Here is a 12,506-nt window from a genome sequence, read left to right as displayed (position 1 = left end):
GCGGCAGCCCGGCCGTCACCGTGACCGGCCGTCACCGCGACCGGCCGTCACAACGACCTGGTGTCGAGCGTCCTGGCCAGGTCGGCGAGGTGGCCGGCGACCTCGCCGGCGGTCGCCCGGTCCTCGTCCGGTCGGCAGGTCCAGCGGAGCGTGGCCAGCCGGTCCTCGGTGGCGAGCCAGCCCACCTCGGCCGTCGGGCCACGCTTCGCGGTCTTCGCGCCGGTCCGGCGGTAGGCGGCCTGGCCCAGTTCCGACACCTTCTTGGCCCCGGCGGGCAGCACGTCGGCGGTGAAGGTCGGCACGTCGATCGAGGTGTCGGTGACCGTCAGGGTCAGCTCCGGCCAGGTGGCGTCGGTGGCCCGCACCACGCAGGTGCGGGTGTCACCGCGCTCGCTGGCGGCGGCCACGTCGAAGCGGGCCCCGGTGTGTTCCTCGATGACCGCGAAGTCGAGCAGCCGGCACGCCCCACCTGACGAGGCGGCCCCCACCTGCACGGTGGCCGGTTCCCCGGTCGGCAGCGGCACCGGCTCGACCTCCGACGCACCACAGCCCGTGGTCAGCAGCACGCCCACGCCGGCCAGCCAGATCCGCCCGTGCACGGGCACACCTCCGTGATCGTCGGCGGGAAACCCGCCGGTGTCCGTCGGAAACCGTACGGGTTGGGGTTGCCGGACGGAAGACCCGCCCCTCCTGTCCGGACCGGGTCAGGTCGCGCAGGGTCCGCAGTGGAGCCGACGGCGGTGCGCTAGTCGTCGACGTACGGGCAGTGCCGGCAGCCACGCCCGCAGCAGGTGCCGCGCCGGGCCAGGAAACCGGCGGTGAGGACGAACAGGCCGGTGGCCGGGTCGGGATAGCCGGCGTCCCCGGCGGCGAGCGCAGCGGCGTGTGCGGTCAGGATCCGTGCCCGGTCGGGGTGCTCCGGCGGCAGCCGGGACGGGTGCGGCTCGGTCAGCGGCCGGTCCGCCAGCGGACGTCGTTCGCCACTCACCACGAGGAGTCTACGGACCGGGCGGGTTCACCGCCCCGGGCCGGCGGTCTCGGCGCGGACCCGGGTCAGCAGGTCGACGAACGGGCCGGGCCGTTGGTAGAGCGAGCGGTGACCGGCGGCGTCCAGCACCAGGTGCTCCTTGTGCGGGGCGTCGAGTTGGGCGTACCACTGGCTGGTCAGGGTCAACCGGCCCGGCACCTCGTGCGCGCCGTCGACCAGGTAGACAGGCACCGCGAGCTGCCGCACCCGGACACGCAGGTCGACCTGCTGGACCTTCGGGTAGAGCACGTCCCAGCCGTCCAGACCGCCGCCGAGCACGTGCGCCTTCTCCAGCAGGGTGTACTCGGCGACGCCGAGGTTCTCCCCCGTCCCGCCCCGGCCCTCGTGGTTGCCGGTACGGTCGAAGTCGAAGGCGGCGGCCTCGTTGGCCAGCAGCGGCTCGTAGTGGTACATGTCCGGATACGGCGGCGGCCCCAGCTCGGTCAGCTGCCGCACCAGATCGGCCCGTCCGGTACGGCCCGCCCAGGCGACGGTGTCGGTGTACTGACTGCGGTCGGCTTCCCGTAGGTCGACCGCCTGCCCGACCCCGACGTAGGCCCGGAACAGCTCCGGCCGGCGCTGCACGGCGACGGCGGCGACCAGCGTCCCCCCGGAGTGCGCCACCAGGTAGACGTCCGGTCGGCCGAAGCGCTGCCGCAGCCGGTCGGCGACGGCGAGCAGATCGGCGACCTCGCTGTCGAGGGTCAACGACGAGGAGGGCGCGAACGCCGCCCACGACCGTGCCGCGCCCCGCCGGTCCACGGTGGCCACCACGAACTGCCGCTCCAGCCCGGCGAGGTGCCGCCGGACCGCCCCCACCTCGGAGCTGCCCGGCCCGCCGGGCAGGAAGATCAGCACCGGGGCCTGCCGGTCGGCGCCCCGCAGCAGCACCCCCAGCTCCCGGTCGCCACCGCCGCGCACCGTGGTCAGCTCGGCGATCCCACCCGGTACGGCGGCCGTCGCGGCCGGCAGCGCCACCGCGACCGTCACCAGGGCGACCACCGCGGTGAGCAGGCCCGCCCCGGCCCGCCCCAGCCAGGTCCACACCGGACGGCGACCCGCCGTCGGGGCGGCCCGTCGCGCCAGGCCCGCCCCGTACGCCGCGCCGACCAGCAACGGCAGCAGGGACAGCAGTCCGTGTACGCCCCGGCCCAGCAGCAGCGCGCCGACACCGAAACCGCTCAGGTGCGGGGCGTCGACGGTCGGCCCCCGCAGCGGCCAGCGGACCAGCTCGACGGCGAGCGCGAAGAGCACCGGAGCCGCGAACATCGCCCCACGGGACCGGCCCGCCCAGCCGGCGAGCCCGCCGACCGCCAGGCTGACCAGGATCGACGTCAGGGCCTCGGCACTGGTGCCGGGACCACGCGGGGTCCACCAGCCGACCAGCAGGCCCCAGCCGAGCGGAGCGACGCCGGCGGCGATCCACCGGACCGACGGCGTCGACCGGGCGCGGCTGAGCAGGGCGGGACGGGGCAGCGACGGCTTCGCCATGACACCTCACCGGAGTCGTCGGCACCTCAGCCTAATGATGATCGATCTCATCCGCTGTCCCGTAACACTCACGGAACGTCATGGCCCGCGTCACGTCCCCGCCGGATCGGGCGGGTCACCCGACGCTCGACCGCCTGGCCGCCTGGCCGCCTGGCCGCCTGGCCGCCTGGCCGACTGGCCGCCCAGCCAACTGGCCGCCCGGTCGCCCGGTCGCCCGGGGTCAGCCGAACCAGTGCGCCTCCTGGCCGTGCGAACGCATCCAGGCCAGCGGCGTCCCGTCGAGGGCGAGCACGTTGTGCAGCGTCCCGTCGGGCGGGGGCGGCAGCGCGTCCACGTCCCAGCCGAGCACGTCGGCCGCCTCGGCGGACACCCGGTGGCCGGGCAGGGCGGCGGCCAGTGCGACGAAGGCCTCCCGGCGTGGCGGCGGCACCTGGTAGAGCACGGAGGTGTGCAGGACCACCAGCGTCGCGCCGACCGGTGCCCGCGCAGCCAGCGCCGGCAGGTCGTCCACCAGGTCGCCCCGCACCAGTTCCGGTGGGTCGGCGGCGGCCACCGCCGCTGCCGCCCGCAACCGGGCCCTGCGATGGGTGTGCTCCGGCCAGATCAACGCGTCGAGCCAGCCCACGTCGGCCGGGTCGGTGACGTCGAGCGGGTTCAGGTCGAGGCCGGCCCGCCACACCACCTCGGGACGGGTGGTCGGCGGCCCGGTCCCGGTCAGCGTGCAGTCGAGGACCGGGTCGCCGGCGCCGAGCAGGTGGTCGCCGTAGCGGTAGGCGTACCGGTCGGGGTAGAGGCAGAGGCCGGCGGACGCCCCGATCTCCAGCAGCGCCAGTGGCTGCGGCAGGGCGGCCAGCACCGGCAGCAGCGCCGCGCAGCGGCCGGCCTCGTTGGTCTGCACCGCCCGGGTGAGCATCGCGGCCCGGACGGCGGGCCAGTGCGCCAGGGTGTGGGCGCGGAAGGCGGCCGGGTCGTCGACCGGGCCACCGAGCCAGCGGACCACGCCGAGGAGCAGTTGCGGCTGCCGCTTGGCCGGCGGCAGGTCGTCCAGCAGGGCGAGCAGCTCGTCGTCGCGGGCGACCGCGTGGGCCAGCCGTTCGTAGGCCGGGGAGACGCCGTGCGCCTCCCGGGTGGCGAACTCGACGTACCGGTCGGCGGTGGTCATGCCCCGATCATTCCCGCCGCGCCCGCCCGGCGGGGTCCCCGGTGCGCCGCCGTCGGCGTGATCCGCGCAACGGGAGCGAGGTGGCGGTGTCCGGGTGGGACCGATGCCGCTACCTCGCCCCACCGGGGTCGATCATGCGGACGGGACGCGGGAGGGCCGGCACCCGTCGGGTGCCGGCCCTCGTACGTCAGCTGCAACCGCTGGTGGAGCCGCAGCCCTCGCAGACGTAGCAGCTACCGGCCGGGCGCATCTTCGTACCGCAGGTGAAGCAGAGCGGCGCGTCGGCGGCCTTGCCGATCACGGCCTCCAGCAGCTCGGTGGAGGAGCCCACGGCGGGCGCCGGCTTGATGGCGGCCACCTCGGCCAGCTCCTGGGCCGGCTGGGCCACCGGGCCGGTCTTCGGCTCGGCCGCCTCGACCGGGGCGGAGGACGCCATCGCCGTCAGGTCCGTGCCGGCGGCCTCCGCGTCGGCCTCGGCCCGCAACTGCGCGGCCCGCTCCTTGGCGGTGAAGATGCCCAGCTCGGCACGGCGCTCGTAGGGCAGGAAGTCCAGCGCCAGGCGACGGAAGATGTAGTCCATCACCGAGGCGGCCATCCGCACGTCCGGGTCGTCGGTCATGCCCGCCGGCTCGAAGCGCATGTTGGTGAACTTGCTGACGTACGTCTCCAGCGGGACGCCGTACTGCAGGCCGATGGAGATCGCCACCGAGAAGGCGTCCATCACCCCGGCCAGGGTGGAGCCCTGCTTGGACATCTTGAGGAAGACCTCGCCGAGGCCGTCGTCCGGGTAGGACGAGGCGGTGAGGTAGCCCTCCGCGCCGCCGACCGAGAAGGAGACCGTCTGCGAGGGGCGCTTCTTCGGCAGCCGCTTGCGCACCGGGCGGTACTCGACGACCTTCTCCACGGTCTTCTCGACCTCGGCGGCCGGAGTCGCCGTCTCGGCCGCGCCCTTGCCGGGCTTGGCCACCGACAGCGGCTGGCCCACCTTGCAGTTGTCCCGGTAGATCGCCAGCGCCTTCAGGCCGAGCTTCCAGCCCTCGAAGTAGATCTTCTCGACGTCGGCGACGGTGGCCTGCTCCGGCATGTTGACCGTCTTGGAGATGGCCCCGGAGATGAACGGCTGGACGGCCGCCATCATCCGCACGTGCCCCATCGGGGCGATCGACCGCTCGCCCATCGCGCAGTCGAAGACCGGGTAGTGCTCCGGCTTGAGGCCGGGGGCGTCCACCACGTGTCCGTGGTCGGCGATGTGCTCGACGATCGCCTCGACCTGCTCCTCCGGGTAGCCGAGGCTGCGCAGGGCGCGCGGCACGGTCTGGTTGACGATCTGCATCGAGCCGCCACCGACCAGCTTCTTGAACTTCACCAGCGCCAGGTCGGGCTCGACGCCCGTGGTGTCGCAGTCCATCATCAGGCCGATGGTGCCGGTCGGGGCGAGCACGCTGGCCTGCGCGTTGCGCCAGCCGTTGCGGTCGCCGACCTTGTTGCCCTCGGTCCACTGCCGGGTGGCCTCGCGCTGGATCGCGGTGGCCACGGTGCCGGCCGGCTTGATGGCGTCGTTGGCGGCGGCGTGCTTGCGCATGACCCGCTTGTGCGGCTCGGCGTTACGGGCGTAGCCGTCGTACGCGCCGACGATGCCGGCCAGCTCGGCCGAACGGCGGTACGCCGTGCCGGTCATCAGCGAGGTGATCGCCGCGGCCACCGACCGGCCCTGCTCCGAGTCGTACGGCAGGCCGGAGGCCATCAGCAGCGCGCCGAGGTTGGCGTAGCCGATGCCCAGCTGCCGGTAGGCACGGGTGGTCTCGCCGATCTTCTCGGTCGGGAAGTCGGCGAAGCAGATCGAGATGTCCATCGCGGTGATGACGAACTCGACCGACCTGACGAACTTCTCCACCTCGAAGCCGCCGTCGGCGCGGAGGAACTTCATCAGGTTGAGCGAGGCCAGGTTGCACGAGGAGTTGTCCAGGTGCAGGTACTCCGAGCACGGGTTCGACGCGGTGATCCGGCCGGTTTCCGGGCAGGTGTGCCAGTCGTTGATGGTGTCGTCGTACTGCAGGCCGGGGTCGGCGCACTCCCAGGCGGCCTGGGAGATGGTGCGGAACAGCTTCTTGGCGTCGATCGTCTCGATGGTCTGCCCGTCGAGCCGGCCGCGCAGGTCGAAGTGGCCGTTGTTCTCCACCGCCGACATGAACTCGTCGGAAACCCGGACGGAGTTGTTGGCGTTCTGGTACTGGACGCTGACGATGTCGGCACCGCCCAGGTCCATGTCGAAGCCGGCGTCCCGCAGCGCGCGGATCTTGTCCTCCTCCCGCGCCTTGGTCGCCACGAACTCCTCGATGTCCGGGTGGTCCACGTCGAGGATGACCATCTTGGCCGCGCGCCGGGTGGCGCCGCCGGACTTGATGGTGCCGGCGGAGGCGTCCGCGCCGCGCATGAAGCTGACCGGGCCGGAGGCGGTGCCGCCGGAGGAGAGCAGTTCCTTCGAGGACCGGATACGGGAGAGGTTGACCCCGGCGCCGGAGCCGCCCTGGAAGATCCGCCCCTCCTCCTTGTACCAGTCAAGGATGGAGTCCATCGAGTCGTCGACCGAGAGGATGAAGCAGGCGCTGACCTGCTGCGGCGACGGCGTGCCGACGTTGAACCAGACCGGCGAGTTGAAGCTGAACACCTGGTGCAGCAGCATCCAGGTCAGCTCGTGCGCGAAGACCTCGGCGTCGCCGGGAGCGGCGAAGTAGCCGTGCTGCTCACCGGCGGTCCGGTAGGTGCTGACCACCCGGTCGATGAGCTGCTTGAGCGACCACTCGCGCTGCGGGGTCCCCACCGCGCCCCGGAAGTACTTGGTGGTCACGATGTTGGCCGCGTTGACGCTCCAGGACTCGGGGAACTCCACCCCGCGCTGCTCGAAGTTGATCGAGCCGTCGCGCCAGTTGGTCATGACGACGTCGCGGCGCTCCCACGCCACCTCGTCGTACGGGTGCACGCCCTCGGTCGTCCAGACCCGCTGCACCTTGAGCCCGGTCACCGCGCCGTTCTTCGCCGCCCGCGACCGGCTTGTTGTCACGCCGTCCCCCGCCATCTCATCGGCCCCCTCGTCTGCGCGGCCACCCGCCACGCGTCGTCACTGTCAGAATCCAGGTCGTTGCTGTCGGAAAAGACTCAGTCGGTACGGTCGGCGGTCCCGGCCGCGTCGGCGCGGGCCTGTGCGGCGGCCCGCAGCGTCTCGATCTCGCGTTCGAAGTCGGCAAGCGAGTCGAACGAGCGGTAGACGCTGGCGAAGCGCAGGTAGGCCACCTCGTCCAGGTCGCGCAGCGGGCCCAGGATCGCCAGTCCCACGTCGTGGCTCGGCAACTCGGCCGCGCCCTTGGCCCGGACGGTCTCCTCGACCTTCTGGGCCAGCAGGGCGATCGAGTCCTCGTCGACCGGTCGCCCCTGGCACGCCTTGCGCACTCCGCCGATGATCTTGGTCCGGCTGAACGGCTCGGTCACGCCGCTGCGCTTGACCACCGCGAGCACGGCCTCCTCGACGGTGGTGAACCGCTTGCCGCACTCCGGGCAGGAACGCCGACGCCGGATGAGCTGACCGTCGTCGGCCTCACGGGAGTCGACCACCCGGGAGTCGGCGTGCCGGCAGTACGGGCACCGCATCGCCTGACCTCCTTGATCGACCGGGGCCCGCCCGCCCACCTCCGGGCACGCGTCGGCCCGGCGGAGCCGGCTTCGCCGGCCGTCGCCGTGGTCGACGATACGGGAGTGCGGTGGGTAGTCGAACCCAACCTGTGGGCAACTTACGCCCGTGTGACTACTACATCTAGGGGTCGACCGTAGGCCGCCGAGGGGGTCGGGTCAAGTTGCCGGCGTGTCCGGCGCGTCACCTCCGACCACCGGCGGCGACCCGCCGTCCCGGGGGCACGCTGGGTGCAACCGACGGGGCCCACGGGAGGTTACCGGCCGTCCAGACAGGCCCCCCGGACGGAGGACGCGACCCGGCCGACGACCCGCCGGACGCCGGCCCGCCGGGGACGTACCATCTACCAGAACAGACGTACGAAAGGCCAGGATTTCCACCCGACACGCCGAGTTGCGTCGTACAGATGTTTGAAAATGACCGATCTCACCTATACGGTCATGAACGACCGGGCACGGCGCACCACGTCGGTCCGGCACCGCGACACCCCGCACGCACCACGAGCCGCCAAGGCACCCAGCGCCGACCAGGGAGGACGGACGTGACCGAGGACCGGGCCAGCCGGCAGAAGAACCCGCAGCCGATCGCCGAGGCGGGTTCCCCGGCCAGTCGGCGTCCCCGCGCCGCCCGCAGCCGTACCGGCCAACCGGCCGTCCGCCCGGTCACGCCGGTGGTCAGCGGCTTCCCCGACCCGACCGCCGTCGACCTGACCGCCCGGCAGCGCCGCATCCTGGAGTTCATCCGCAGCTGGGTCGAGCGGCACGGCTACCCGCCGAGCGTCCGCGAGATCGGTGAGGCCGTCGGCCTGGTCTCCCCGTCGAGCGTCGCCTACCAGCTCAAGGAGCTGGAGAAGAAGGGCTTCCTGCGGCGCGACCCCAACCGGCCCCGCGCGGTGGACGTGCGTGCCCCCGGCGGGGACGCCGACGACGAGCTGAGCCGCGCCCAGCGCCCCACCCCGGCGTACGTGCCGATGCTCGGCCGGATCGCCGCCGGTGGGCCGATCCTCGCCGAGCAGGCGGTGGAGGACGTCTTCCCGCTCCCCCGCGAGTTGGTGGGTGAGGGCGAGGTCTTCATGCTCCAGGTCAAGGGCGACTCGATGCTCGACGCGGCGATCTGCGACGGCGACTGGGTCGTCGTCCGGCAGCAGCCGATCGCCGAGGCCGGTGACATCGTGGCCGCCATGCTCGACGGCGAGGCGACCGTCAAGACCTACCGGCGGCGCGACGGCCACGTCTGGCTGATGCCGCAGAACCCGGCCTTCGACCCGATCCCGGGTGACGACGCCACCATCATGGGTCGGGTCGTCGCCGTGCTCCGCCGGATCTGACTCCCTGACCTGACCCGTACCCTGGCCGGTCGTCCCTCCCCGGGAAGGGCGGCCGGTCAGGTGTCGACGGGAGGCCCGCCGCAGCGTCAGTAGCGTTCGCCGCTGCGACCGGGCGGTGGGCCGTACTGGCCGCCGCGCCGGTCGTCGTGGCCGTCGCGGGGCGGGCCGGAGCGCGGCTCGCGGGGGCCGGCCGCATCCCGGCGCGGCGGCTCTGCCCGCCCCCCGCCGTAGACACCGCCACCACCACGGCCACCCGCGGGCGCGCCACCACGGCCACCGGCAGGGGCACCGCCACGCCCACCGGCCGGCGCGGCACCACGGCCACCAGCCGGAGCAGCGCCACGGCCACCGGCGGGCGGACCGCCCCGACCACCGTCACGTCCGCCTGCGGGCGGACCGCCCCGACCACCGGCCGGGGCAGCACCACGGCCACCGGCGGGCGGACCACCTCGACCATCGGCCGGGGCACCACCGCGCCCACCGGCCGGGACGCCACCACGGCCACCCGGCGGCGTGCCGCGCCCGTCCACCGGGGCACCGCCACGGGCACCCGGAGGAGCACCACGGCCGCCGTCCGGAGCACCGCCACGCCCACCGGTGGGAACACCGCCACGCGGGTCCGCGGCGGGCGGACCGCCCCGGGACGCGCCGCCGGCCGGGGCCCCGTGGGGCGCGCCGCCACGCGGACCAGCGCCGTTGCCCGCCGGACCCCCCGCCGGGGCGGCACCGTAGACCCCACCGCCTGCGGGACGGCCGCCGCCGTACACACCGCCACCCGCCGGACGGCCGCCGGACGGTGGTGGACCACCGCCCGGACGGCCGGCGGGAGCAGCACCGGCCCCGGCCGGGGGCCGGCCGCCGCCGTAGACCGCACCGCCGGCCGGGCGGGCAGCCGAGCCGCCGGCCGCCGCCGGAGCACCGTAGACACCGCCGCCGCGCGGCCGGTTCGCGACCGGCTCCGCAGCGGGGGGAGCATCGCCGACCGAGGGCCCCTCGGCCCGGGAGACCGCGCCGGAGGTGAACACGTCGTCGTCGGGGCCGTCAGGGTCGTCGCCGGCCGTGGCGGCCCGCCGCCGGGACCTGACGATCCCGACGATGCCGGCCCCGACCAGGAGCGCGCCGATCACGCCGACCGCACCGATCAGATAGGTGATCTGGTCCAGGCTGAGGTTGTCGTACCAGGACCTCTCGGCCGCCGGCTTGGCCCCCGCCGCGCCCTCGATCGGCTCGGCGCCCTTGGTCGACGGCGTGTAGCCGAGGATGTCGATCGGGTCCTCCGGGGCGAGTTCCCCGCCGTCGGAGACGGTGACGAACCCGGTGCCGTCGGGGGTGTACGAGATGGCCTCGCCGAACGGGTCGGCCAGCGGGGTGACCCGGGGCTTGCCGGTGGTCAGGGCGGCCACGACGTCCCCGCCGCTGACGTCGTACTCGAAGGCGTCGGCGTAGGTGCGCACCACCACCCGGCTGCCGTCGGGCGAGCGGGCCGCCCCGGTGATCGCCACCCGGCCGATGATGTTCAGCGGGTTGTCGGTGGTGGTCTTGGGCAGGGTGATCTCGCCGACCTTCTTCATCGGCACCGGCTCGGTGTCGCCGTCGGGGTCGAGCTTGGCCTCCGGAGTGAAGATCTCCGCCTTGCCGCTGGGCACCTTGGTGATCACCAGGGGCAGGCCGTCCGCGCCGATCAGCAGCGCCTCGGCGTCGTGCGGCTTGCGTTCCGGGTAGGACAGCCGGTGCAGCACCGGCTGCTTCGACCCGCTGACCGGCATCGTCCAGACCGCGACCCGGGTACGCCGCTCCCTGCTGGTGACGTTGTCGCCGGTGTCGGCGATCCAGAGGGTCTTGCCGTCGGGCGAGAGGGCCAGGTCCTCGGTGTCGAAGGGGCCGTCACCTGAGTACTTCACCGGTTCCTTGGCGATCTTGCACTTGGTGTCCAGGAAGAAGACCCGCTTGCGGCTCTCCTGGAGGGTGCCGTCGTTGATCACGATGTAGCCGGTCTTCGTGGCGACCAGACCGGACAGCTCGCGCAGCCGCTCGTCGGTGATCGTGCACTTCTTCTTGCCTGCTGCCGCCGCGAGCGGACCCGCCCCGACAGTCAGCGGCCCCGCGCCGGTGACGGGCGGGGCCACCCCGGCGGGGACGGCGGAGACCGGTGCCGCCCCGGCGGCAGCAGCGGGTGCCACGGCCGCGCCGAACAGGGCGAGGGCAACCGTGACCGAGGAGACAGCGCGGCGCATGGCGTCAGTGTCGCATGCCGCGATGAACCTCAGGTCACACCGGAGCGCTCACCGACTGCCGGCCACCGCCGGGTCACCCGCCGCCACGAACGGCGTCAGCTCGGCGGCCAGCGCCTCCCCCACCCGGACGTGCAGGAGCGTGCCCTCGGGCAGGTGGGAGGTGCTGAGCACCTCGCCCTGCCGGTGCAGCCGGGCCACCAGGTCACCCCGGTCGTACGGCAGCACCGCGCGGACCTCGACCGCCGGGCGGGGCAGCCGCTGCTCGATCACCTCGCGCAGCCCGTCGATGCCACGCCCACTGTGCGCGGAGACGAAGACCGCGTCCGGCCAGAGCCGCTTGAGCCGCAGCAGGGTCTCCTCGTCGGCGGCGTCGGTCTTGTTCACCACCAGCAACTCGGGCAGCCGGTCGGCGCCGACCTCGGAGAGCACCTCACGGACAGCCCGGACCTGCTCCTCCGGGTCGGGGTGGGTGCCGTCGACCACGTGCACCACCAGGTCGGCCTCGGCGACCTCCTCCAGCGTCGAGCGGAACGCCTCGACGATCTGGTGCGGCAGGTGCCGCACGAAACCCACCGTGTCGGAGAGCGTGTAGAGCCGCCCGTCCGAGGTGGTGGCCCGGCGGGTGGTCGGGTCCAGGGTGGCGAAGAGCGCGTTCTCCACCAGCACGCCCGCACCGGTGAGCCGGTTGAGCAGGCTCGACTTGCCGGCGTTGGTGTAACCGGCGATGGCCACGGCCGGCACCGCGTTGCGGGAACGGCGGGCGCGCTTGGTCTGGCGTACAGTGCGCATGGCCTTGATCTCCCGGCGCAGCCGGGCGATGCGGTGCCGGATGCGCCGCCTGTCGGTCTCCAGCTTGGTCTCACCCGGGCCGCGCAGGCCCACGCCGCCGCCGGCGCCGCCACCCCGCCCGGAACCACCGGTCTGCCGGGAGAGCGTCTCGCCCCAACCACGCAGCCGGGGCAGCAGGTATTCGAGCTGGGCCAGCTCGACCTGAGCCTTGCCCTCCTTGCTCTTGGCGTGCTGGGCGAAGATGTCGAGGATCAGCGCGGTGCGGTCGACGACCTTGACCTTGGTGCGCTGTTCCAGGTTCCGCAGCTGGGACGGGGACAGCTCACCGTCACAGATCACCGTGTCGGCGCCGGTGGACAGCACCACGCCGGCCAGGTCGTCGACCTTGCCCCGGCCGACGTAGGTGGCCGGGTCGGGGCGGCTGCGGCGCTGGATGAGCCCTTCGAGCACCTGTGAACCGGCGGTCTCGGCCAGGGCGGCCAGCTCGGTCAGCGAATTGTCGGCGTCGCGCTGGGTGCCCTCGGTCCAGACGCCGACGAGGACGACCCGCTCCAGCCGGAGCTGGCGGTACTCGACCTCGGTGATGTCGGTCAGCTCGGTGGAGAGGCCGGGGACCCGCCGCAACGCCTGCCGCTCCGACAGCTCGTACTCGCCGGTCGTGGCGTCGAGGTCGTCGTCCGAGTAGGGGGTGTGGGTCTCCTGGTCTCGCAAGCTGCGACTCCTGTCCGTTCTGTGCATGTACCAAGTAATCCTGACATGGGTCAACGCCGAGCGCGACTGCTATATGCCCG

Annotated in this window: 8 protein-coding genes and 1 pseudogene; 1 reads left to right on the top strand and 8 read right to left on the bottom strand. The window is 73.5% G+C overall.

Translation table 11 applies throughout. The features are described 5' to 3' along the window. Positions 1-47: 47 nt before the first annotated feature. From ACN268_RS29775 to nrdR, 6 genes are all read right to left on the bottom strand, one after another. Positions 48-599, bottom strand: a complete 552-nt coding sequence (locus ACN268_RS29775; RefSeq protein ID WP_421486344.1) for a hypothetical protein — start codon at positions 597-599, stop codon at positions 48-50. Between the two features lie 146 nt (positions 600-745). Further along, positions 746-988 (bottom strand): DUF5522 domain-containing protein, encoded by a 243-nt coding sequence (locus ACN268_RS29770; RefSeq protein WP_421486342.1) that lies wholly within the window; start codon positions 986-988, stop codon positions 746-748. A 27-nt stretch (positions 989-1,015) separates the two neighbouring features. Further along, positions 1,016-2,518, bottom strand: a complete 1,503-nt coding sequence (locus ACN268_RS29765) for an alpha/beta fold hydrolase (RefSeq protein ID WP_421486340.1) — start codon at positions 2,516-2,518, stop codon at positions 1,016-1,018. 220 nt (positions 2,519-2,738) lie between these two features. Next, on the bottom strand, positions 2,739-3,680 hold the full coding sequence (locus tag ACN268_RS29760; RefSeq protein ID WP_421486338.1) for a DUF2332 family protein: 942 nt from the start codon (positions 3,678-3,680) through the stop codon (positions 2,739-2,741). Positions 3,681-3,867: 187 nt separating this feature from the next. After that, the gene (locus tag ACN268_RS29755; RefSeq protein ID WP_421486337.1) at positions 3,868-6,756 is read right to left on the bottom strand and encodes a vitamin B12-dependent ribonucleotide reductase; all 2,889 of its coding nucleotides are present in this window, start codon (positions 6,754-6,756) and stop codon (positions 3,868-3,870) included. A gap of 80 nt (positions 6,757-6,836) precedes the next feature. Further along, positions 6,837-7,325, bottom strand: a complete 489-nt coding sequence (nrdR, locus tag ACN268_RS29750) for a transcriptional regulator NrdR (protein WP_363656466.1) — start codon at positions 7,323-7,325, stop codon at positions 6,837-6,839. A gap of 581 nt (positions 7,326-7,906) precedes the next feature. Here nrdR and lexA point away from each other — a divergent pair. Further along, positions 7,907-8,692 carry a transcriptional repressor LexA gene (gene lexA, locus ACN268_RS29745; RefSeq protein WP_088646445.1) on the top strand — a complete coding sequence of 262 codons (786 nt, stop codon included), beginning with the start codon at positions 7,907-7,909 and terminating at the stop codon, positions 8,690-8,692. A gap of 581 nt (positions 8,693-9,273) precedes the next feature. Here lexA and ACN268_RS29740 read toward each other — a convergent pair. Next, positions 9,274-10,926: pseudogene (locus ACN268_RS29740) on the bottom strand (hypothetical protein); the annotation flags it as partial. Positions 10,927-10,974: 48 nt separating this feature from the next. Further along, positions 10,975-12,453, bottom strand: coding sequence for a GTPase HflX (gene hflX / locus ACN268_RS29735; protein WP_421486335.1), 1,479 nt, complete (start codon positions 12,451-12,453; stop codon positions 10,975-10,977). Positions 12,454-12,506 lie beyond the last annotated feature (53 nt).

This window comes from Micromonospora sp. WMMD735, from assembly GCF_049178995.1.
Lineage (GTDB): Bacteria > Actinomycetota > Actinomycetes > Mycobacteriales > Micromonosporaceae > Micromonospora > Micromonospora wenchangensis.
Note: the sequence above shows the minus strand (reverse complement) of the source record. Positions and strands in the feature narration are given on the sequence as shown.